Origin of the sequence: Nannocystis punicea, from assembly GCF_026965555.1 — a bacterium.
Classification (GTDB): Bacteria; Myxococcota_A; Polyangia; order Nannocystales; family Nannocystaceae; genus Nannocystis; species Nannocystis punicea.
This window is the reverse complement of record NZ_CP114040.1, coordinates 2,858,957-2,881,360: the sequence shown is the minus strand read 5'-3', so window position 1 is coordinate 2,881,360 and position 22,404 is coordinate 2,858,957. Positions and strand designations below refer to the sequence as shown.

The 22,404-nt window shown below is 70.1% G+C and carries 20 protein-coding genes and 1 pseudogene; 6 read left to right on the top strand and 15 right to left on the bottom strand.

Features of this window, described 5'->3' with window-relative positions; translation table 11 throughout:
• Positions 1-743: 743 nt before the first annotated feature.
• Complete coding sequence (locus O0S08_RS10835) at positions 744-1,352, top strand: DUF1036 domain-containing protein (protein WP_269039005.1); 609 nt, start codon at positions 744-746, stop codon at positions 1,350-1,352.
• A gap of 109 nt (positions 1,353-1,461) precedes the next feature.
• Here the strand turns inward: O0S08_RS10835 and O0S08_RS10830 are convergent, their stop codons facing one another.
• Positions 1,462-3,441, bottom strand: a complete 1,980-nt coding sequence (locus tag O0S08_RS10830; RefSeq protein WP_269039004.1) for an SBBP repeat-containing protein — start codon at positions 3,439-3,441, stop codon at positions 1,462-1,464.
• Between the two features lie 160 nt (positions 3,442-3,601).
• Positions 3,602-5,704 carry a choice-of-anchor L domain-containing protein gene (locus O0S08_RS10825; protein ID WP_269039003.1) on the bottom strand — a complete coding sequence of 701 codons (2,103 nt, stop codon included), beginning with the start codon at positions 5,702-5,704 and terminating at the stop codon, positions 3,602-3,604.
• 1,339 nt (positions 5,705-7,043) lie between these two features.
• On the opposite strand from O0S08_RS10825, the gene O0S08_RS10820 reads away from it, so the two are divergent.
• The 3 genes from O0S08_RS10820 to O0S08_RS10810 all read left to right on the top strand — a co-directional run bounded on the left by O0S08_RS10820 (position 7,044) and on the right by O0S08_RS10810 (position 11,082).
• Positions 7,044-8,072 (top strand): aspartyl/asparaginyl beta-hydroxylase domain-containing protein, encoded by a 1,029-nt coding sequence (locus O0S08_RS10820; protein ID WP_269039002.1) that lies wholly within the window; start codon positions 7,044-7,046, stop codon positions 8,070-8,072.
• Between the two features lie 408 nt (positions 8,073-8,480).
• Complete coding sequence (locus O0S08_RS10815) at positions 8,481-8,990, top strand: magnetosome protein MamC family protein (RefSeq protein ID WP_269039001.1); 510 nt, start codon at positions 8,481-8,483, stop codon at positions 8,988-8,990.
• 94 nt (positions 8,991-9,084) lie between these two features.
• A complete protein-coding gene (locus O0S08_RS10810) occupies positions 9,085-11,082 on the top strand; it encodes a hypothetical protein (protein ID WP_269041968.1) in 1,998 nt (665 codons plus the stop codon).
• 47 nt (positions 11,083-11,129) lie between these two features.
• Here the strand turns inward: O0S08_RS10810 and O0S08_RS51255 are convergent.
• From O0S08_RS51255 to O0S08_RS10770, 8 genes and pseudogenes are all read right to left on the bottom strand, one after another.
• A pseudogene (locus O0S08_RS51255) lies at positions 11,130-11,249 on the bottom strand (transposase domain-containing protein); the annotation flags it as partial.
• Between the two features lie 133 nt (positions 11,250-11,382).
• On the bottom strand, positions 11,383-11,631 hold the full coding sequence (locus tag O0S08_RS10800) for a DUF1993 family protein (protein ID WP_269039000.1): 249 nt from the start codon (positions 11,629-11,631) through the stop codon (positions 11,383-11,385).
• 32 nt (positions 11,632-11,663) lie between these two features.
• Complete coding sequence (locus O0S08_RS10795) at positions 11,664-11,801, bottom strand: hypothetical protein (protein ID WP_269038999.1); 138 nt, start codon at positions 11,799-11,801, stop codon at positions 11,664-11,666.
• Between the two features lie 97 nt (positions 11,802-11,898).
• Positions 11,899-12,477, bottom strand: coding sequence for a hypothetical protein (locus O0S08_RS10790; protein WP_269038998.1), 579 nt, complete (start codon positions 12,475-12,477; stop codon positions 11,899-11,901).
• Positions 12,478-12,784: 307 nt separating this feature from the next.
• A complete protein-coding gene (gene tnpC / locus O0S08_RS10785; RefSeq protein ID WP_269038997.1) occupies positions 12,785-14,416 on the bottom strand; it encodes an IS66 family transposase in 1,632 nt (543 codons plus the stop codon).
• Positions 14,417-14,449: 33 nt separating this feature from the next.
• Positions 14,450-14,794: an IS66 family insertion sequence element accessory protein TnpB gene (gene tnpB, locus O0S08_RS10780; protein WP_269038996.1), complete on the bottom strand. Its 345-nt coding sequence runs from the start codon at positions 14,792-14,794 to the stop codon at positions 14,450-14,452.
• Positions 14,791-15,102: an IS66 family insertion sequence element accessory protein TnpA gene (gene tnpA / locus O0S08_RS10775; protein WP_269038995.1), complete on the bottom strand. Its 312-nt coding sequence runs from the start codon at positions 15,100-15,102 to the stop codon at positions 14,791-14,793. The genes tnpB and tnpA overlap by 4 nt, the downstream gene beginning before the upstream one ends.
• Positions 15,099-15,299 carry a hypothetical protein gene (locus tag O0S08_RS10770; protein WP_269038994.1) on the bottom strand — a complete coding sequence of 67 codons (201 nt, stop codon included), beginning with the start codon at positions 15,297-15,299 and terminating at the stop codon, positions 15,099-15,101. The genes tnpA and O0S08_RS10770 overlap by 4 nt, the downstream gene beginning before the upstream one ends.
• Positions 15,300-15,408: 109 nt before the next feature.
• On the opposite strand from O0S08_RS10770, the gene O0S08_RS10765 reads away from it, so the two are divergent.
• Complete coding sequence (locus O0S08_RS10765) at positions 15,409-15,762, top strand: hypothetical protein (protein WP_269038993.1); 354 nt, start codon at positions 15,409-15,411, stop codon at positions 15,760-15,762.
• Positions 15,763-15,775: 13 nt separating this feature from the next.
• On the opposite strand, the gene O0S08_RS10760 is transcribed toward O0S08_RS10765, so the two are convergent.
• From O0S08_RS10760 to O0S08_RS10740, 5 genes are read right to left on the bottom strand one after another with little or no spacing between them, the layout of a single operon-like run.
• A complete protein-coding gene (locus O0S08_RS10760) occupies positions 15,776-16,243 on the bottom strand; it encodes a YcjF family protein (RefSeq protein ID WP_269038992.1) in 468 nt (155 codons plus the stop codon).
• Positions 16,244-16,274: 31 nt separating this feature from the next.
• Positions 16,275-17,831 (bottom strand): hemopexin repeat-containing protein, encoded by a 1,557-nt coding sequence (locus O0S08_RS10755; RefSeq protein ID WP_269038991.1) that lies wholly within the window; start codon positions 17,829-17,831, stop codon positions 16,275-16,277.
• Between the two features lie 40 nt (positions 17,832-17,871).
• On the bottom strand, positions 17,872-19,365 hold the full coding sequence (locus O0S08_RS10750; protein ID WP_269038990.1) for a bifunctional metallophosphatase/5'-nucleotidase: 1,494 nt from the start codon (positions 19,363-19,365) through the stop codon (positions 17,872-17,874).
• Between the two features lie 51 nt (positions 19,366-19,416).
• Positions 19,417-21,462: an HAD-IC family P-type ATPase gene (locus O0S08_RS10745; protein WP_269038989.1), complete on the bottom strand. Its 2,046-nt coding sequence runs from the start codon at positions 21,460-21,462 to the stop codon at positions 19,417-19,419.
• A 43-nt stretch (positions 21,463-21,505) separates the two neighbouring features.
• On the bottom strand, positions 21,506-21,808 hold the full coding sequence (locus O0S08_RS10740) for a DUF6072 family protein (protein WP_269038988.1): 303 nt from the start codon (positions 21,806-21,808) through the stop codon (positions 21,506-21,508).
• Between the two features lie 290 nt (positions 21,809-22,098).
• Here O0S08_RS10740 and O0S08_RS10735 point away from each other — a divergent pair, with 290 nt between their 5' ends.
• The gene (locus O0S08_RS10735; RefSeq protein WP_269038987.1) at positions 22,099-22,386 is read left to right on the top strand and encodes a DUF6072 family protein; all 288 of its coding nucleotides are present in this window, start codon (positions 22,099-22,101) and stop codon (positions 22,384-22,386) included.
• The last annotated feature ends 18 nt before the right edge of the window (positions 22,387-22,404 follow it).

Genomic DNA, 22,404 nt, shown 5'->3' with positions numbered 1-22,404 from the left:
CAGCAGCGCGGACCCCCAGCGCCTGCCCGGCGGCAGTTTTTGCGCCGGACCGCGCGCGGCTGCTGGAGCCGGTTCAAGGCCCGGAGGCGGCTGCGGATCGCGGATCCATCCCTGACGGTCGTGCAGGGGTACTCGTCGGCGATGAGGCTCCAGTGAGTCCGGCGGCATGTCGAGCGCGAGCTGGTGCGCAGTGGACGAAGCCGCACACGACCCGCTCGCCGTCCCGACCGAGGCCTTCGCGAGTACGACATCCATGTCTTTACGGACAGGTGCATCAAGATCGATCGATCGCCGGGCTGCCAGGACGTCGAATCCCCACACTCACGAAACCAGACCCGCGCCTCTTTCTAAAAAAATCATGGACAGGTTCCGGGGATCGACGGCTCGCGCGGCGGGTGCCGGCGATGCTGCCGCGAACGGCATCTTCGGCGTCCGAGCCGCCGGTGGCGGGACCGTCGCTGTCGGCGGCGCTGCCCCGGTCGAGCGCCGGTGAGCAGGCCTTCGGGTCAGGCGCCGCGAGCTTCGCCCCCGCACGGCCCGGGCGTGCGCCCCGCAAAACGCGGAGTGCCGGCGCTCTGGGTGACGATAACCGTATCTCAGGCCATGTCGCACGGACCGGCAGGCCGGCTCCGAGCGCGGCGCTACAGCTTGAGACGTCGGCGCCCTCCCACGCCCTCGATGGACGGCGACGAGCGGGCGGCCAGCGCCGAGCCCGAGACGATCTTTTGTGAAGGAGGAGAGCCATGCCCTCGATCCATGCCATTGCCACCACCATCACGTTCTGCGCGCTCGCCCTCGCCGCCCAGGAGGCGCGGGCCGGCTTCACGATCTGCAACGACCTGTCCGAGAGCGTCTGGTCGGCATATTCGCGGATCTACCGCAGCCGCATCATCACCACCGAGTGCAGCTTCTCGCAAGTCGTCGACGGTCGCTGCGACTACTTGTCCTACAAGACCCGGGGCTGGTGGCGGATCGAGCCGCAACAGTGCCGCAGGGTCGATTCCGCCGACCTCCCGCCGTTCCCGGACGCCCGCAGCTACGTCTATATCGTCACCGACTCGGGCGACGAGCTGACCGCCACCACCGCGGGGTTTTACGTCACGAACGACCGGTTCACCTGGGACAGCAACGTGAAGATCTTCGATCTCCACCCGAACGAATGTCTCATCGAATCCGCCGTGTACGACACCTGTACGCACTCCGGCTACTGGGTGAACTTCAGAGAGGTCCTCACCGGCGGCTTCACCGATGTCACGTTCCGGGTCGTCCCCGACGCCATCGCCCGCAAGGGCGGCGACGCCGGACCGACTGCGCTGTCGATGCCGCCGCCGGAGGCGGATCTCGCGGAGTAGACCCGACTACGTAGCAAGACAGCGCGCTCGAGGCGATCGGCGATCTCTCGAGCTCGCCGCACCTGCGCGCGCGAGTCGGTGCGGGTGGCTCGCGTCGGCTCGGCCGAACTCACTGCACACCCGAGCGACGGCGGCGACGTCGCGGGACCAGCAGGCCGAGGACCAGCAGGCCGGGCGTCGACGTCGCGGAACAGCCGCAGCCGGCGTCCTCGGTCTGCGACCCACCGGAGGAATCGGTCAGCTCGTCGCTCCCCGACGATTCGCCGGCGGTCGAGGCGGTGCCGGTGGGCGGTTCGCCGGTGGTCGGGACGGGCTGGCCTCCGGTCCCCGAGTCGGAGTCGGGACCGGTCGTCGCCGTCGATGTCGGCTCCGCCGTCTCGCCCGAGGGGATGCACGCGCCGCGCGAACACAGGCCGTCCGCGCACGCGGTGCCGTCGTCCTGGAACAGGTCGGCGGGGCAGACGAGGCCGACGCCGTCGCACGCCTCTTCGACGTCGCACTCGCTCGCAGCAGGGCGGCACGGACCGGGGGCACGCGGACCGCAAGTGCCGTCGGCGGCTCCGCCGGCGGCGACGCTGCAGGCCTGGCAGTCGCCGTCGTCGCTGCCGCCGCACGCGGTGTCGCAACAGACGCCGTCGCTGCAGAGGCCCGAGGCGCACGCGTCGGCAGCGACACACGGCCCGCCGAGCGGGGCGAGGCGGCCGAACACTGCGAGGAAGCCGTCGCTGGTGCCGGCGTGGACGTCCTGGTGGGCGGCGGGCGTGGCGATGCCCGCGGTCGAGTCGGTGCGGCCGACGAGGAGCAGACGGTCGTGGGTGACGACGACGCTTCCGGCGTCGTCGACGACCTCGCCGCCGAAGTACGTGCCCCACAGGTGCGCCGCGTCGGCGCCGAAGCCGGCCACGAACGCGTCGCGGTCGCCGCCCAGCGCCGGCTTGAACGCGTCCGGTGAGGCGATGCCCGCGGCGGAATTGGTGATGCCGACGAGGACGAGCCCGCCGGTCGGGTCGACTGCGAGGTGCCGCGGATAGTCGTCCTCGGGGCCGCCGAAGTACGTGCTCCACACGCGCGCGCCGGTGTCGTCGAAGCGCGCCAGGATCACGTCGGCCTCGCCCACCGGCGCGGTCCCGTCGGTGGCGAGCCCGGGCTTCGACCCGATCCCGGCGAGCACGACGCCGCCGTCGGGGTGCGCCACGATGGCCGCCTCGGTCTCGGCGCCGGCGCTGCCGAAGTACGAACCCCAGTGCCGCGCGCCGTCGACGTCGAAGGCGGCGACGAACAGGTCGATGGCATCGTCGTAGGTCGGCTGAAACGCCCCGGGGGTGGCGATGCCGGTCGCCGAGCTGGTGTGGCCGCCGACGTACAGGGTGTCGCCGCGGCGCGCCACGGCCCGCACCTCCTCGAAGCCCGATCCGCCGTACCACGTGCCCCAGCTCCTCGCGCCGGTCTCGTCGAGGACGAGGACATAGCCGTCGACCCCGCCGCCGAATTCGGGCTGGTGCGAGTCGAGGCCGGCGATTTCCGGCCCGAGCCCGGATCGACCGACCACGAACAGCTCACCCTGCTCGCCGACCGCGAACGCGTTCACGAAGTCGAGGCGGTCGCCGCCGATATAGGTCGCCCACTCGAGGGCGCCGTCGTCGGTGAACTGGGCGACGAAGCCGTCGTCCTCGGGGGCCGGGTCCTTCGCGCCCTGGAACTTCGAGTCGACCGCGATCCCGCTGGACGACGCAGTGCGCCCGCCGATCACCACCGAGTCGCCGCGGACCGCGACCGCGAACGCGTGATCTTCACCGGGCCCGCCGAAGCACGTCGCCCACAGCAGCTCGCCCGTCGGCGCGAACTTGGCGAGGAGCGCGTCCGTGCCCTCCGGCGCCGGCTTGTGGGCGGCCTTGGTGACTCCCGTGGCGCTGCGGGTGCTGCCGGTCACGTAGATGTTGCCGTCGACGTCGACATCGACCGCGTAGAGGCGATCGTCGTCGGCGCCGCCGAGGTACGTGCCCCACTTCAGCTCGTCGGCGCGGGCGACCCGTGCGACGAGCGAGGCCGAGGTCAAGAGCATGAGCAGCCCGCCGATACGGACGGGCACGGACGATCGCAGAAGTGGTTGCATGGCGACTCGATGGTGATCCCTGGACGCCGCGGACGCGCGACAGATCCTCGCAGGATCGTCCAGAGACTACACGCGAGCCCGTGCCTGCGCATCGACCCTCGATCCGGTCGATGTGCAGGCACGGTGGAGCCATGCCTCAGTTGGGCTGGACGCCGGGCTGCGACGCCTGGACCGACCAGACCCAGTCGTCGAGGAGGACCAGCGAGTCCCAGGAGCCGTCGCCCGTGTCCCAGATGGCGAAGCGGATCTCCATGATCTCGCCGCCGGTGACGTTGCCCGACATCTTCAGCCAGCCGGTGCCGCCGCCGGTGGTGTTGTTGGTGCCGCAGCCGTTGTCGACGACGTCGAAGCCGGTGCCGGCGAGCCCGGCCTGGCTGGTGCAGCCGTTGTAGTTGCCGCCGTTGCCCAGGCAGGCGTAGGCGCCGTTCTTGCACTGCGTGAACAGGCCGGGGGCGGCCTTGGCGAGGTTGACGCCGACCGGGTACTTTTGGTTGTTCGGCGTGGTGTAGATGGCGATGTTCTTGTCGTTCGGGTTGCCGGCGGCGCTCGAGTTGACCAGGCTGACGAACAGGTCGTTGAATTGCGTGCACACGTACTCGGGCCACTCGGCCGAGTAGAAGTACATCTGCACGTTGAACGACTTGGCGTTGGTCGGCACGCGGATCCGCAGCTTCAGCATCGCGCTGTCGTTGGCCTGGTTGCTGTTGGGGCCCGGGCAGCCGGGGGCGTTGGGGAAGTTGCCGCCGTTGGCGCCCAGCCAGTCGGCCGGGGCGGGGCTGTCGGCCCCGTTGTCCTTGCCGCCCTGGAAGTCGGCGTAGCCCGGGTTGGCGTCGTTCTGGTCGGCGGCGTTGCCGGTCGAGAGGATCGCCAGGCGGGCGTTCTGCTGCGGGACCACGTTGGTGCCGAAGCCGGGACGGATCGACTTGGCCGCCGAGTCGATCGCGCCGGCCCCGTTGGCGCGGGTGAGGGTGCCGGAGATGACCCCCCACTTCTTCTGGTTCTGCGGCGGGTTCTCGGTGGTGGTCTGGCAGAGGTCGATCGCCTTGGCGTAGTCGAGCGCGTTCGACGAATTGCTGGCCAGGTTGCCGTCGCACGAGGGGACCGGGTTGTCCTTGGTGCCGTCGCAGTCGTCGTCGACCATGTTGCCGCCGACCTCGAACGCGCCCGGGTTGACGAGCGGCGGGTTGAGGCAGCTCGGGCCGACCTCGTCGCAGCAGTCGCCGCCGCACACGGTGTAGCCGTCGCCGTCGGCGTCGGGGTCCTCGTCGACCTGGCCGTTGCAGTTGTCGTCGAGCGCGTTGCTGCAGATGTCGGTCGGGTTGGGCGTGATCTCGCCGTTGCACGGGCCGTAGCCGGTGCCCTGCGGGTTGCACGTCTGCATGCCTTCCTTGCAGATGCCGACGCCCTGGGTCCCGTTGGGGCCGGTGTAGCAGGCGATCTGGGCGCCCGGCTCGCACTGGCACGGGCCCTGGTTCTCACAGCCGTTGGCCGGGTCCTTGTCGCAGTCGTTCCACGGGGCCGTGCACGAGCCGAGGCCGCACTGCGCCATGACGCACGACGCCTCGCCGTGGGCCGGCTCCGGGCAGGCGTTGCCGCAGCTCTGACAGTTGGCGGTGTCGACCAGCAGGTCGACGCAGCTGTTGCTGCAGCAGGCCAGGCCGTCCTGACACGGCTGCATGTCGTTGCAGCCGGGCACGCACTCGCCCGCGTCGCACACGGTGCCGAGCGGGCAGTCGCCGTCGCCGAGGCAGCCCTTGCAGGTGTTGCTGCCGACGTCGCACTTGGACGGGCTGTTGCAGTCGCTGTCGTCGTTGCAGCCGGGCACGCAGGTGTCGCCATTGGGGTCGCAGAACTGTCCCATGGGACAGTTCGCCTCCACGCACGGCATCGACATCCCCGTCGTGTCGGTCGCGCTGGTCGTATCGGTATCGGTGGTGGCGGTGGTGTCGGTGGTGTCGGTGGTGCCGGTGGTGCCGGTGCTGGACGTCTCCGGCTCGTTGCCGGTGTCCGTCGTCCCGGACTCGGTGCCCACCGTGCTGTTGCCCGGGTCGGTCGGGACCATCGTGGTGGGCTCGGAGGTCCCGGGCGCGGTGGTGGACGTCATCTCGCCGGTGGCGGTGATCGTGGCCGACGTGACCTGGACGGTGGGATCGGTGGAGTCTGGTCCACCGTCGCCGCAGGCCGCGAGCAGCACGGCGCACGACGTCAGAGCGGCGATATCGAGGCAGATGTTACGCATTTCAGCCACTCTACCAGGGTCCCGGAGCCGCGATCGTCGCAAGCGCCCCGAGCAGGGTCCGTGTTTGCGCACGTGTACGAGGACGCGCGCCTTCTCGCCGCGCGCCTTCGGCGGACGCGACAGGGCAATCCCGCGCTCGCGGGCTCGCACGAATGAGTGCACCGATCTTCGCAGGTCGCGGTCAATGGCCGCAGGCCCGCCGGCCCGCAATCGTGCTCGATGCCGGCCGGTCCGCTCGAGCCTGTCGCAGACGGTCGCACCCAGCAGGTCCCGAACGGCTGCAGGACGACATCTTCCGGTCCCCCGCGGAACGAGGCGGCCGGCGACGACGACCTCGTGGGCACCAGAGCGCCGAGTTCAGCGTCGCGGCCGACGGCGGCGACTGCGAGCTTCGGCCGTGCTCGGCGAACGCAGCAGCGCGGCCTCGACGTCCACCACCACCGGCGCGACCTGGCAGCCCGGCAGCCGGCCCCGCCTCACCTGTCTCTGCGAACATATCGGCGAACTCGTGGTCGCGCCGCGGACGACCTCGGGGTCGTCGAAGCCGACGCCGACGCACCGTCGACACCGGCAGACGGCCCCTCGATGGTCACGTCGACGGCCTGCCCGTGCCTCGGGCGGCCAGACGCGGCGATTCGCGCACCCATCGCAGGCCGCGGGTCGAGCGATCGAGCTCGGGAGGTCCGGCGACGCGGCCGTGCAATGACGAGAGCGCCACGAACGTCCCGGACGACGGCGAAGATTTTTGAAGGGCAATGCTGTGACCCGGACCCCGCTCGCGACGCCCCATTCCCGGCACTTCGGGCCTGCGCTTCTGTCGATCGCCCAGAGCGAGCAAACCTCCGGGTGTCGCGTGGATTGCATGCACCACGACTCGCACCGGCCCGCTCGGACGATCTCTCTCGCGCTCTGCCGGCACCCCCGGTGAGCCCGGCTCCGTGGGCGATGGGCGGCCACGCGCCTCCGCCGGGGCTCCGAGCAACCCACCGAATCTGCGCGCCGGAGGAGCCGGGGCCCCTGAACACATGAGATGGCTCGCAAGCCGGTCCCCGTGGCCGGGTTGGGTGAGCGCCTTACGAGCAGTTCCGCTCGACCGGCGGTCGCCGGGGCGCACGGGGGCGGTCCAGCTCATTCGCCGCAGGACGGCAGGATTCCCTTCGGCAGACTTGAAAGTTTCATGGCCGTTTTGAAGTTTTATACCTATTATGGTAGGGAGAGGGCCATGTCGGAGACTCGCTTGCTGACGGACCGCCTACTGTCACTTCTTCCGGACTCCGCGCGCGAGAGGCTCGCCCGAGAGGGCTCACCGGGGCGTACTTCCCCGGAAAAGCAAGAGGACGTGCCCTTTCTGTTCCAGAGCGAGATTGGCAGGAGCACGGGCAAGTCGGACTTTCGCTTTCTGATGAGCCGCCTGGTGCCGATGCTCCCGGACTCCGTGCTCAAGGGGCTGGTCCGCGGCGGCTCCAAGGGGCTCTCGCGCGAGGATGTGGACGCCATCTTCAGCTTCCAGCGCGAGGTCGAGAGGTTGCCGACGGTGCAGAAGGGCATGCGCGAGCTCGGGATGAAGTCGCTGATGGAGTGGAACCTCGACCGCGACCGGATCATGCGGACGAGGTCGCCGTACACCCACCCGATGATGCGGCCGCTGTTCTTCTCTCCCGGCGTCACCGCGCGGATGCGCTACGATACCGCCGAGTTCGACTGGGTGCCCCGGCTCGAGGCGGCATACCCCGTGATCAAGGAAGAGCTCCTGCAGGTGCTCGCGAACAACCAGGGGTTTCAGCCGTACGTGCCGGCCGAGAAGGAGGGGACGGAGCGCTGGCTCGTCAAGAGCGACAACGGCGTCGTGTTCGCGAATGACACGAGCGCCCCCTCCATGTGGAACGTCATGTATCTCTACATGGGCGGGCCGATCCTGGAGAACCAGGCCCTTTGTCCCAAGACCGTCGAGCTCCTCGAGTCCATCCCCCGCTTCAACCGCCGCGCCCCCAGCGTGTTCTCGGCGCTCCACCCCGGAGCGCACATCGCCACGCACCACGGCCCGCGCAACGGCGTGCTGCGGGTCCACCTGCCCCTGGTGGCCCCCAAGGGCTGCTATCTCAACGTGGGGAGCGAGCTGTTCGAGTGGCAGGACGGCAAGGTCGAGATCTGGGACGACTCCTTCGCGCACCAGGCGTGGAACCGGTCCGATCGCACCCGCATCATCCTCCACTTCGATATTTACCACCCCGATTGGTCCGACGAAGAGGTCGAGCGTCTGGACGAGCTCGACCGCTCCTTCGACAACACCGCGGTGATGGCGATCTTCCACGAGACTCGCGACAAGACGAAGGGCCTCTTGAACGGCAAGGAGTGGCTGGTGCGCTGATTCCACCGGGGGCAGCGCCTCGCGCCCCCGAAGCTGCCCCTGGCGCCGTCCCCGTCCCGGACGACCCGGCGCCCGTCACTCCGGCGGCGTCCGCGACGCCGCCGGGGGCCCCCCATAAAAAGCTCCGGACAAGTGGGTGCGCCGGCTCCGTCGTTCGTGTCCTCGTGGATCGACGCACCCACGATTACCTGGACCTGCAGCTCTCGGGTCGCGCGCATCGGAGTTCGCCCGCCGCGCCCCCCGAGAGCGTCGCCTCGCGTGACGCTCATCGCAGACCCGGGTGATTCATCGCTCTGCGCGCGTCGCCTCGCCGCGGTCACGACATTCGTCGTTCAGCGCGCGGTCCGCCGCCTGGACGGCGATCCACCCCACAAGACCGCGTGGAGGGGCTCATTAGACTGACAGTTCATGGACGACCACCTCCGCGAGCAGCGCGACATCGTCATGAACGAGATCGCCGGAAGGGCCGCCGTCGCCGTGCAGGCCGCCGCGCAGACGCTCCACGCCGCGGGCATCGTCGAGACCTCGCAGGCGGTCGTCCGCACATTGGCCGGCGACGCCGCGAGGGCGACGACGGCCAGGGCCGCGGGGGCCCAGCTCCTGCGAACGGCGACCCGGGCGGGCGCGATCGGGCTGGTCGTCGACGCGATCTTCGGCGCGGTGGAGGGCTTGCTCGCCTATCAGCGCGGCGAGATGACCGGCGAGCAGGCGTGCGAGCACGTCCTGGTCGAGGCGAGCACCGGCGCGGTGTCGACCTCGGCCGGCGTCATGCTCGCGGCCTGCGCGGTGACCCTGACCGGCGGCCTCCCCGGTGCCGCGTTGATGGCGATCGGCGCAGGCGGTGCGGTCGCTGCGAAGCTCGGGCTGGTCCGCATGCTCGACGAGCCTACAGCTGAGCCCGCAGACACCACCGATTGAGGCACGGGCGAGATCGCGTGCGTCGCCGAGAGGGCGCAAAGTCGCTGGTTGCAGGGGACGGCCGGCGACTGGCATCCTGCCGTGGGACCGCCTCATGCGCTTCGAGCTCTCGCGTCGCGCGCCCGATTCCTGGCTCGCACGAATCGTGCTCGACGACGGGAGCGTCGGCGTGCTCGGCACTCCCTGCGCCGATGTCGACAGCTGCCTGCGCACGGTCGAGGCGATCGTCGGCGCGTTGCGGGACGAGACGCGGCCCACCCGCCACGGCGAGGGCCGGCGACACGCGTTCACGCTGAGGGACGGACGCGGGGCGACGATTGCGGAGGTCGTCGCCCGCGCCGACGCGGCCGACGCCGACGCCACGCTCGCGGCGTTGCGGCGGTGGGCGAGCTCGGAGTCGCAGTTCCCGGTGACTGTGCCCGGCGAGCCGCGGGCGCGGCGGCGTCGGGTGGCGAAGGCCGTGCGGGTGAGCTACGCGCTCGACGAACCGTCGCGCTCGCGACGACGCGGCCTCGAGGCGCTGCAGCGGGCGAGCGACGGCCTGCACTCGGCTCATGTCAATGACGCCGACGGGCGCCCGCTGCTGTATCTGCCGGGCTTCTCCGGTCGCCGCCAGCGCGACGCGCAGGCGCGCTCGCTCGTCCAGGCCCTCGGCGACGCGAAGCGCTACCGCGTGCCGGAGGGCGAGGAGCCGCGCCACTTCGTCGTCGTCGGGCGGAACGGCCGCGAGCTCGCTCGCAGTCGGGTGTTCAAATCCGAGTCGGAGCTGGCGGCGGCGAGGTCCTGGCTGCTGGGCGAGGCGCCCGCGCTGGCCAGGTCGTCCTCCCGGTCGTCCACGGCCGCCCGCGCCCGCGCCCGCCCTACCCCGTACCCGCTCCACCTCATGAGCACACCGGGCGCGCCGGGCTTCGAGATCGTCGCGGCGACCGCCCGTCTGCTCCACTTCCGCTTCAACGACGTCGACGGCCACGCGCTCCTCCTCTCGCACGCGTACAGGTCGACGAAGAGCTGCGAGGCCGGCGTGCGCGCAGTGATCGCGGCGGGCAGCGTGCGCTCGCACTACCGCGCGCACGTCACGTCGGCGCCGTGCTTCTTCGCGGTGCTCGCCGCCAACGGCCAGGAGCTCGCCCGCAGCCGCGACCTCGAGCGCGCGGAGGTCGAGCCGGTGATTCATACGACCATGACAGCGCTCGCGGCGCTCGTCGACGTCTCGCGAGACACCCGCGTCGTGACCGTGAAAGCGCCGTCACGGGCCGCAGCGGCGCTCGCCCTCAAGCGCGCGCCGGCGATCGATTCGCCTCGCTCCTCGACGTCGGCCGCGCCCCGCGATGCCTCCGCCGAGAGCATCGCGCCGGCGGTCGACACGCCTCACTCCGAGGTCTCGGCCGCTCCCCGCGATGCCTCCGCCGAGAGCGCCACGCCGACGATCGAGGTCTCGGCCGCTCCCCGCGATGCCTCCACCGAGAGCGTCGCGCCGACGATCGACACGCCTCGCTCCGAAGTCTCGGCCGCGCCCCGCGATGCCTCCGCCGCGAGCGTCGCGCCGGCGATCGAGGTCTCGGCCGCGCCCCGCGATACCTCCGTCGAGAGCGTCGCGCCGGCGATCGACACGCCTCGCTCCGAGGTCTCGGCCGCGCCCCGCGATGCCTCCGTCGAGCCTCGCTCCGAAGTCTCGGCCGCGCCCCGCGATGCCTCCGCCGCGAGCGTCGCGCCGGCGATCGAGGTCTCGGCCGCGCCCCGCGATGCCTCCCCCGAGAGCATCGCGCCGGCGATCGACACGCCTCGCTCCGAGGTCTTTGCCGCGCCCCGCGATGCCTCCGTCGAGCGCGCCGCGCCGGCGGTCGAGGTCTCGGCCGCGCCCCGCGATGCCTCCGCCGAGAGCGTCGCCCCGCCCGTAGCCGGGTCGGTCGCGGCGCTCGTCGCCGATGCGCGGGCGCAGCAGGCCCACGACATCGTGCGTCGCCACGTGATGCTGGCGATCGGCCTCGGGCTGGTGCCGCTCCCGTGGTTCGATGGTATCCGTTCGACGGACCCACCAGCATGCGCGGCGAGCGTGGCGACGCGGAGGACGTTGGAGGCGAGGCGCTTCTGAGTGTCCTCCTGCTCGGCGGTCTGCTTCCAGAAGGCCGGGGCGAGCTCGAGGACGCGGCTTTTGGGCCACGCGGGGAGCAGGCAGAAGAGGTCGGGGAGGTAGGCCCAGGGCTCGATGCCGTGGAGCTGGCAGCTAGCCAGGAGCGAGACGAAGAGCTGCGGCGCCACGGGATGGATGTGGAAGGCCTGCTGGCCAACCCCGCGGTGCGCAAGTTCGTCGACTGGGTCGCGAACAAGGATCCCGATTTCACGCGACCACGGCCAAGAAGCAGCGCTGACCCGGTCGGCGCGGGACCCCGCCTCAGGCCGTCCGCGTGCGCAGCTGCCCCTCGTAGTCGCGCTTGCCGATCGGCACGCCGTGCGACCGCAGGATGTCGTAGGCGGTGACGGCGTGGAAATGGAAGTTCGGCAGCGAGAACGAGAGGATGAAGGTTTCCGAGGTGAAGGCCAGCCTGCGGGGGCCGATCTGGAGGTCCAGGTCCTTGCCCGCCCATCCGTCGACCTCGAGCGGCGCACGTTGCGTCCCTCGTCGCCTGCGCAGTTGAGGCATCGCGGCCCGTCGCGCCGTACCAAGGCGGCCGCTCAGAGGCGCGGGATAGGCCGCGCGTAGGGGTTGTGCGACGTCGGCCAGAGGTACCAGGCGACGCCGAGGCCTGCGTCGACGACCACGCAGCCGACGAAGAACGCCGAGAGGAAGTGGGCGAAGTCCGAGCTCGACAACCCGACGCCCGAGCCGAGCTCGTATGGACGAGCCTCTCGGCGTACCTCGAGGAGGAGCTCGCGAGTTGGCTGGCCCTCTGCCCCCCGTACGCCGGACTCAATCGAAGCACACCGCGGACGTCGGCAAGCAATTCTTCACCCACTCCGCCGGATCGGCGCACACCGCCGTGAATTCGGCCAGACACCCCGAGAAGAACTCCGGCGACTGCAGCTCGCAGTCGTGCACCGCCGAGTAGCCCGGCGGGCTCGTCTGCCGCTGCCACTGCCAGCGCGCCGCGCCGGTCGCCTCGCCACGCGGGATCAGCCGGTACACCGTGCAGGTGCCGACGCAGCGCTCGATCTCCAGCGAGCCGGCCGCGCGGTCTTGCAGCGCCTTGAAGACGCACATGCCCGCGGGGCCAGGTTCGTCGCACCCGTCCGCGCAGTCCCAGCGCGGGCACAGCTCGGTCTCCGGGCACATGAACAGCCCCTCCGGGACGTGCGGCGCGCTGGTCGTCTCCGCTGGTTCACCCGTCGTCGTCGGCTCGGGCCCCGTCGTCGTCGTCGGCTCGTCCGCGGTCGTCGTCTGCTCGCTTGCCGTCGTCTCCGGCTCGTCCGCCGTCGCCGAGCTCGTATCGGGCTGGACTCGTTCGACACACCCGCTCACCAGCGCGACGAATAACAAGGTTCTATGCATGGGCCACACGATAGCCGTCTCCGCGGTCCACTTGCGCGGACGTCCGATCGGCGTACGACAGCGCCCACCTCCGCGAATGACCCACCGGAGGCATCCTCGTCGCATGGACGCGGCCGTCCTCGATCAGACCCCGGCTCAGCTCCGGTTCCTCGCGGACGCACTTTTGGAGCGGTGACCGCGGCACGGCGCACGAAGTGGTGACCGAGCTCGCGCCGCCGCTCGGTCACTCTCGCGCTTAAGCGGTTCGTCGATCCCTCGAGCACGACCGTATCCGCGCCCCCCTGCCGCCCGCGCGGCCAGGCCCGGACTACACCGGCGAGGCATGTTCGGCGAGCGTGACGGCGCGGAAGACGTTGGCGGCGAGACGCTGCTGAGCGTCCTCGTGCTGGCGGATCTGCTTCCAGAAGGCGGGAGCCAGCTCGAGGACGCGGCTCTTGGGCCAGGATGGCAGGAGGCAGAGGAGGTCGCGCAGGTAGGCCCAGGGCTCGATGCCGTGGATCTGGCAGCTCGCCAGGAGAGACACGAAGAGCGTGTTGGTGCGGGCGCCCTCGTCGCTGCCGAGGAACAGCCAGTTCTTCCGGCCGAGCACCTCGCGGCGGAGGTTCCGCTCGCTCACGTTGTTGTCGAGCGGCAGACGGCCGTCGGCGAGGAAGCGCGTGAGCGCGGTCCGCTGGTTCTGCGCGTAGCGGATCGCCCTGGCGATCGGCGTCTCGTCGAGGACGACGGCCGCCTGCTCGTCGCACCACGCGAAGAAGGCATCGACGATCGGCCGCGACTTCTCGCGGCGGGTCTCCTCGCGCTTCTTCCGCGGCGCAGTCTTGATCGAGCGTTCGACACGAAAGAGGCCCTTGATCAGCGCCAGGCCGCGTTCGGCCCGCTCGGGGTCCGAGGTCAGGGCCTTGAAAAAATACCTCCGCGCATGCGCCCAGCACGCGACCTCGACGACGTCGCCTGTGCTGTACAAATGATCGTAGACCGAGTGGGCGTCGGCGACGAGGTAGCCCTTGTAGCCGGTGAGGAAGCGGTCGACCGCGGCGCTGTCGTGCTTGTGCGAGAATCGGTAGAGAACGTGGCGCTCGGGCGCGACGAGGACCCAGAAGTGGGCACGCTGGCACTGCTCCTCGGCGCGCACGAGGACGCCGGTCGCGTCGGTGCACAGGTACGGTGCCTCGAGAGCATCGCGCAGCATCGCCTCCACGAGCGGCTCGACGAGGTCGGCGAGCTGCTCGTGCCAGCCGCAGATCGTCGAGCGCGACAGCTCGAGGCCGTCGCGGGCGTAGATGCTCTCCTGGCGGTGCAGCGGCGTGTGGTCCTGCCACCGGCGGACGATCGTGTCGGCGAGCATCCCGGGCCCGGCGAGCCCGCGCTCGATCGGCCGCTCCGGCGGCTCGGCGATCTTCACCGGCGACGCGTCCGCGATGTCCTCGGCGATGCGCACGAACTTCGGCCGCACGAGCCGGACCACGACCAGCGATTCGGGCCGACGCTCGATGACCTCGCTGACCTCCTCGCCGATCCGCTTGAACGCGGCGAGGCCCTCCTGCTGCACCTCGGGCGGCAGCACCTCGATGTCGACGCGCGGCAGGTGCTCCGGCAGCTTCCGCCGACCCGTGGGCCGCCGCGGCGCACGCTCGCGCTCCGGCACTTCCGGATCGGTCTCTTCGGGCAGTTCCGGCGCCGGTGCCTGCTCGTCGGGGCTGAGCAGCATGCCCAGGACCTGCAGCGCGAGCTGTGAGTCGTCCACGGCGTGTCGCTCGGCTTGCCTGCCGGCGACGATCCCCCGCTCGAGCGTCGCACACCGCTCGAGCGTCTGCAGGTAGAGCTTGCGGTACTGCTCGCGCTCTACCGCCAGTTGCTCGCGCTCGGCGCTGAGGCTGTCGACCACTGCCTCGAGCTTGCTCGCTCGAGCCTCAAGCTGGCGGTAGGCGGCCTCGTTCACGGCCTCTCTCTGATACTCCCTGCCACGTAGGAGTCAAGAGCGATCTCGCGCCTGCCGCTGTCGTGGCGCCGAGGCGACGCCGCGCAGCAGTTCGTGGAGGCCGCGCCCGTCGACGATCACCGACCTGTCCGAAGGGTCACGCGTGGACGGTAGCCGGAACAGCGCCTGGTGTAGCCGCTTGCACAGCATGCAGTAGCCGTTCTTGTCCCACCAGAGCACCTTGAGCCGGTTCGAGCGCCGGTTCGTGAACACGAACAGCGCGCCGCTCCGCGGGTCCTCGCCGATCACCTGCTTCGCTGCCGCGGCGAGTCCATCGAAGCTGCGCCGCATGTCGAACGGCTGCGTGCAGACGAAAATCCGCACCGACGTCGGGATCATCGGCGCGCCTCCAGCACGTCGAGCACGCGCGCGAGCGCCTCGGCCTCCACGCGACCTCGTACCCGGACGTGCACGCCGCTGACGTCGAGTTCGATCACCCCGACATCGGCAGCCGGCGCAGGGAGATGCTCCGTCACTTCGACGAAGCTCGCCGGCGCTGGCTCCGTCGCGCCCGCGCCCGCCAGCTTCGACTTCCACCACGTCAGCGTCCGCTGGTTGATGCCGGCCTTCGCCGCGTACGCCCTGCACGACAGGCCGCTCGACTTCCACGCGTCCACGTGGGCCCGCCAGCGCTCCTGCGTCGTCATAGGCCCCACTTCCTGCGCCAGAGCTCCACCCGCTCGCGGATCGTCCTCGGCCTGAAGTCGAGCCGCACCGTATCGCCGATCTCGGTGACATCAAGCCAGAACGAATCCGAGACCAGCAGCGTGAACCTGCCGCGCCTCGGCATCTCCGGCCCCACGATCAGCGCCCCGCGATCGTCCAATTTCTCGTCGTCGTCCATCTTCGAGCCTCCGAGGTGCCTGGTAGCGCCTCGAGGCCGAACTCGTCACTACGCGGTTCGTCGCACGCTTACGTTCGATGCGATCGCGCTGACGGCGGTGCAGGTCGACATGATCGAGGCGCTCGCGGAGCTGCACGGGGCGGACTTCTCGAGCGAGCGCGCCCGGACGGCCGTCGCGGCGCTGCTCGGCGGATTCGGCACGGTGTCGATGACCCGCCGGCTGGCGCGCGGATTGTGGCGACTCGTGCCGGGGCTCGGCGCGCTGGTCGGCGCGGTCGGTGTCTCGGCCCTCGGCGGCGCCGTGACCCACGCGATCGGCAAGCTGTTCGCGGCTCACTTCGAGTCGGGCGGGACCTTGCTGACGCTGGACGTCGCCCGCATGCGCGCACACTTCCGCGCGGAGCTCGACGCCGATCCACGCCTGCGCGAGGGCGCCGCGGGGCTCGTGGACCGGCTGTCGTGAGTCGCCGGCGCGCTCAGGGCCGGATGCCCGCGTAGGTCTCCTCGACCACTCGCTGCCCCTGCTCGAGCTCCTCGTCGTAGTCCTCCTTGGCGCGCGAGGCGTCGAAGGTCCAGATCGTCCCGCCGGACTCGAAGTGTTTGATGAACACTTGCCCGATCGCGTAGGTCGTCGCCGGGCCGACCGCGAGCGAGCCGAGGCCGAACAGCGCCTTGGCGGCCCCGGGCGCGAGCATCTTCAGGACGCTGCCGGCAGTCCCGGCGAGGCCGACGCCGACCAGCGAGCTGAGCAGCACGCGGGTGCGCTGCTCCGAGAATTCGACGTCGTAGAGCTCGGCGAGCTTGCGGACCATGCGCAATTGGACCCCGCCGAGGATGCCGATGTCGAGCAGCGGGATCGGCACGATCCCCGCGGCGACCGATCCGAACATGTGGCTGCGGACGATCTTCGCCGCTTGTGTGGACTTCTCGTTGTCTGCGGACATCATTCACCTGCCTCATTCGACATCGGGTGGATCACTCGTCGACGAACTTCCAGTCCTCGACGTAGTTGCCGACCACGTGCCGCGGAAACCCTGGATCCGAGCGGTAGTTGGCGAGATCGTAGCGGATGTGCTGATCGCCCTTGAAGAAGTACACCTTGCCGTTGCCCCAATACACCGCGGAGTCGAGGCGATCGAAGGTGATGCCGACCCAGCGCTTGGAGATCGGCTGCGGGTATCCGTCCTCCACCCGGTTCGTCACCGGGTTGAAGCGCACGTACTGGTTGCCGTAGAAGATGTAGATCGAGTCGAAGCCGACCACGAGCGCGGCGTCGATCCGCTCGAAGGGCAGCCCCGGGAACGCCTGCGAGATCGGCATCGGGTAGCCGGGATCCTTGGCGCGGGTGTCGATGTCGATGCGGAGGATGCGGTCGCGCCGGGCCACGAACAGCTTGCGGTCGAGGCGCTCGCCCTCCGGGGACACCAGGTTCCTGCCGCGGAAGGCCTCGTCGATGCGGTCGAAGCCCTCCTCCTCGAGCGCGGGGAACAGCTCGCGGATCGGCAGCGGCCGGTGCGTGCGCTTGAGCTCGCGCTCGTAGCGGACGAACTTGCTGCCGCGGACGAAGAACAGGTCGGAGCCGATGTCGAACACGGCCTTGATCGGCTCGAACGTGACCGCCTCGCGGTAGGCCTCGAGCAGGGCGGTGGCCTTGGCCGAGTCGCGGACCAGGGTCCAGATCCCGGCGACGTCGAGCTCGATCACCTGCGGGTTCTGCGGGATCGTCTTGAGCCAATTGTTGTAGGCGGCCTGGTCGAGCGAGCTCATCGCCGCGAGCAGCACCTCGTCGCCGCCCTTGCCGATCACCGTGCACTGCGAGCTGTTGCGCAGCCGCTCCTTGTTCTCCTCGTCCTTGTTGCTGGCGCCGCCGCTGGTCGCGCCGAAGCTGGCCTTGATGCCGGCGTGGATCGCCGCCTTGCTCAATTGCGACGACTTGAGCACCGTGAAGACCAGCATCGACTTGCCGCCGACCCACGCGCCCCGCACGTAGTGCGAGCCCCAGCGGCGGAAGAACTCGTCGTACTTCTGCCGGTGCTCGTGCGAGAACGGCGCCGGGATGTCGGGGTCGCGCACCTCGGCGATGCAGTCGTTCGGGTTGGGGACGTAGACCATCCACAGCGGCACGAACGAGCTGCGGACCGCGTAGTAGGCCTCCTGCTCGGCGCGCAGCCGGCTGTTCCAGCTGCTGTTGGCGTTGACGCTGAACGTGCCGCTGCCGATCGCGGCGTTGGCGTCCATGCTCATCTGCTTCTCGAACCGGTCCCACGACTCCTCGATGATCACCTGGTTCAGCGACTCGTTCATCGGGAACGGCGGGCTGTCGTTGACCTCGTAGTGGACGGGGAGCTGGTAATTCTCGCGCGTCTCCTTGGAGCTGATGACGCGGCTCTCGCCGCGCTCGAACAGCAGCTGGCCCAGCGTATACGGCAGGTACGGCCGGAGGTAGATCGCGCGCCCGACGACCTCGAGGCCGGGCAGCTGCGGGAGGTTCCTGACGCCGGCGTCGGTCGCCTTATCGACGGAGCTACTCATTGCTCGAAGGTACCAAATCCGCGACCGACGATGCAAAGGATCAGGTGGCCGCGACGGCGCCGTCCTGCCCCGCAGCCGGCGCACCGACGAGATCGCGGCGCAGTCGATCGGTCAGGATCGCCCGCATTTCGCGGGTGTCATAAAGCTTGCTCGTGCCGCTGCCCTTGAACGGCGGGTACGCGAGCGCGGCCGCGGGGAACTCGGCGCCGACGATCGTGTAGGTCCTGTCGTCGACGAGCGGCGCGCCTGCGATCGTCCACCCGCCGTCGCCGGTCGGGTCGATGTTGGCGCGGATCAGGAAGCCGCCCTGGCCCACGCTCGCGGCGCCGCCGTCGAGCATCATCCGCAGGATCGTGCCCGGCATGCGCAGCACGCTCAGCTTGCCGCCGAGCGGGAAGATCCGGACGACGTCGAAGGCGACGATGTCGCCGGGCGGGATGACCCCGTCGATGCGGATCTGGCCGGCCGGGAGGATCACGCCCTCGGCGTCCGGGACCTCGGCGAGGAAGGTCTCGGCGATCAGCTGGCCGAGGTTGGTCGGCTGCTTGCGCAGATCGCCCTCGCTGCCGTTGAGCGGCACGCTCGTCCGACCGACGACCTCGAGCGGCTCGGTCCCCTGGGCCCGCAAGCTGGCGAAGGTGATGTCACGCCAGCGGCGGACCACCTCGGCCGTCTCCGGCTCCTCCTCGAGGCTGCTGTCGATCTGCACGATCTCGGAGAAGAGCGAGGTGGTGCGCGTCTTCGGGTCGAAGCGGAAGCGGTGGACGAACGCGCTGCGGGCGTTCGAGTCGGCCTTGAAGATCGGGGTGATGTCGGCGCCGACGAACGCGCTCGCGGCCTCGTGCTCGTGCCCGCCGAGCAGCACGTCGAGGCGCGGCACCTCGGTCCCGAGCTGGCGGTCCTCGGCCATGGTCAGGTGCGTCATAGCGACCACGACGTCGACGCTGTCCCCGAACGCGGCGACCTGCTGGTTGGCGCTCTCGATCGGGTTCTGGTAGCTGAGCCAAGGCTTCTTCACCATGTCGATGCAGAAGCCGAGCAGGGCGACGCGGGCGGCGTCCCCGTGGCTGTTCTGGAAGGTGACCACTGCGTGCTCGTCGACCTTGTCGAACGGCGCCTTGTTGCCGTCCTTGACGTTGGAGACGATCCACTTGAAGTCGCTCTCGGCGATCCGCTGGCGCAGCTCGGCCTCGGGGAGGTCGAACTCATGGTTGCCCATCGTCACGTGGGTGAGCCCCGTCGCGTTGAGGGCCTCGATCATGTGCAGCCCGCAGTCGCCGGTGACGGCGGAGATCGCCGAGGGGGCGAGGAAGTCGCCGACCAGGACGGAGAGCAGGTTGGGGTTCTCCCGCGCCAGCTGCCGGCGCAGGGTCGCCACGCGGGCGAGGCCGCCGCGCCGACCGCCCTCGACGGACATGGCGTCGTAGACGTCGTTGGTCTGGAGGATGATGAAGTCGACGACGCGAGCGCCGCTGTCACCGGTGACCTCGTCGCGCGACTCGGCCATCCGCAGCGTGATGGTGGGTGTGGTCATACGCGCCATGTTAGGGCAACTCCGTGGGCCGCGGAATCGCCGGATCGGCGCTCACCAGTTCGCCGCGGCCGGCAGCTCGATCGCGTGCAGATCCTCGGGGACCCGGGCGCCCGGGGCCGCCGTATTGCCCATCGCCGGCGCGTGTGGCCAAAAGGTCACACCCAAACCAGCGACCATGCTCACGCTATAAAGTGCGGTCATCGCCGGGACACCGTATCCGGCGACCAGGACCCCCGCGATTCCGAGCGCGGAGGGGACCCCGAGCGCCCATTTCAGGCGCCTCACGTCGCGCTCGTACGCGTCCGCGAGCGCGAACAACCCCGGTAATGCTGCGAGATCGGTCAGGACGATCTGGGCGCTGTCGAGGGCGGCCGGCGAGGCGCCGTCGAACGACACGGACACGGCCGCGCGCGTGAGGGCCAGGCAATCGTTGATGCCGTCGCCGACGAAGCAGACGCGCCGGCCCCGGGCCTGCAGCTCGGTGACGAGCTGCGCCTTGTCCGCGGGCAACGCCCCGCTCTGATAATGGTCGAATCCGAGAGCGTCCGCGAGCGCCGCGGTCGGCGTCTCGTGATCGCCCGAGACGAGGTGAAGCGAGAATCCGCGGTCGCGCAGGCTCTTCAGCAGGCCCTCGATCTCGGGCCGGACCGTGGGCTCGAGCTCGAGGACGCCGAGCAGACGCTCGCCGAGCGCGACGTAGACGTGCGAGGCGAGCCGGAGGTGCTGGGCGTCGTCGTCGACGTCGACGCCGGCGACGTCGACGTCGTGGGCGACCATGAAGCGGCGGCTGCCGATCCGGATCGGGCGGCCCTCGTGGACCACGCACAGGCCGAAGCCGAGCTCGACGGTGCTGTCCTCGACGGCGGGCAGCTCGAGCCCACGGCGGCTCGCCTCGTCGACGATCGCCCGGGCGATCGGGTGCGACTGCCGGTGCTCGGCGGCGGCGGCGAGGCGCAGGAGCTCGTCGGGATCGACGCCGCGGCACGGGTGCACGCGACGGACGCGGAGCTGCCCGAGAGTGAGGGTGCCGGTCTTGTCGAACACGATCGTGTCGACCTGCCCGAGGCTCTGCAGCGATCGACCGTCGCGGATGAGCACGCCGGCGTCGGCGGCGCTGCGCAGGTGCTGCAGCATGCTCAGCGGGATGAACATGCGCATGCTGTCGAGGAAGCTCGAATTGAGCAGAGCGATGCTGCCTTGCGGGCCGACCAGCGGGAGGGCGGCAGCGCCGAGCGTGAGGGTCGGCAGCGCCATGCGGTCGGCGATCTGCTGGCCCTGGGCCTCGAGGCTGCTGGTGAAGTCGGCGGTGCGATCGAGCATGCCGGCGAACTCGGCGGCGACCGTGGCGTCGCCGGCGGTCTCGACCCGGATGTGGATCCGGCCCGAGCACACGACGGTCGCCGCGAACACGCGGTCGCCGACGCCGCGCTCCAGCGGCTGAGCCTCGCCGGTGAGCGCGTGCTGGTCGACGAGCGCGAGGCCGCGGAGGACCTCGCCGTCGACGGGGATCGGCGCGCCGGCGTCGACGACCACGACGTCGCCGACGCGCACCGAGGCGAGCGGGACGCGGGCCTCGACGTCGCCTTGTTGCACCCACACGAATTCGGCGTGGCGCCGGAATGCGTCGGCCATGCTGTCCTGGACGACGCGCTCGGTCATCAGCCGCAGCCGGCGGCTACCGGCGTACAGGAAGAACATCAGCGACGAGGACACGTAATGGCGGGTCGCCACGGTCGTGACCATGCCGGCGGTGTCGAGCACCTCGGCGCCGACGCGCTTCTCGTCGACGATCATCTCCCAGGCCCGCCGCATGATCGGCAGCCCGGCGTACAGCACCGCGACGCCGCTCAAGGCGCGGAGCTGCGGGATGAACAAATTGGTGACCGTCGCCAGGCCCATACAGACCAGCGAGAGGTCGAACTGACGCTGAATCTCCTCGCGCTCGTCCGCCGCAGCCGAGGGCGGCTCCGGCCGAGCAGGCACCGCCGGCAGCGGCGCCGGTTCGTCCGGCGGTGGCGGCTCGGGAGGCGGGCTCCGATCGAGCAGTTTGCGCCCGTAACGGAGACCGGCGACGAGGAGACAGATCTGGAGGAACACGGCGCTGTGGCGGCGTCAGCGTCCGCCAGGCGGACGCGTGGGCTCAGTTCTTGGCGGCTTCGGCCTTCGGCGCTTCGGCCTTCGGCGCTTCGGCCTTCGGGGCCTCGCCCTTCGGCGCGTCGGACTTGAACTGCTTGAGCAAGCCCTTGCCGGTGGTCGACTGGGCGTAGGAGTTGGCGAGCACGACCGCCAGACCGGCCGGGCCGAGCGCCATCTTGGCCCACACGCCGACGATGGTGTGCAGACCGCCGGAGAGGATCTTGCCGTCCATCATCAGGCTGGCACCGGGCACGAGCGCCTCACCGAGCAATTTGACCGCGTTATCCGTCGTCTTCGAGTTTTGCATAGGCCTCAATCGACGGTACGGGGTTCGACCTGGAGCGTCAAGGCGCGACCGCGAATCTTCGGCGACGACGACGAACGGCGCGCCTGTGCTCGCATTGCGCGCGGAGGCGCTCGGAATTGACACACCCTCGGACGCAGACCTACCCCCGGGTCCCCTATTTCCCGATACCGCTCGGCGGACAGGCGCGAAGCTCCGCGTTGACAAGGCTCAATTGCCCCACGTACTTTCGCCCCGTCGCGCACGCCCCCAAGCAAGGACACCGGCGACGGTCGGTCACGGAGGAGAACGCCATGGAAACGCCCAAGAATCCGATGATCGACAATGCGATCAAGCTGCTCGGCGAGGCCTTTTTGCCCGGTGCGAGCCTCCTGATGGACGGCAAGATCGTCGAGGGCAGCGCGCACCTGATCGCCGGCACCTGGGCGAAGGCGGCGGTGGGTCCCGTCGGATTGGCGCTCGTAATCGCCAATTCGTACTCCGAATCGGTCACGGGTAAGAATTTACTCAAGCACCTGTCCAAGGTTGCACAGGATGTGCAAGCGGGGCCGACGCGGCAGGAAGGCCATGGCCATGAATAGGCCAGAACCCGCGCGCTG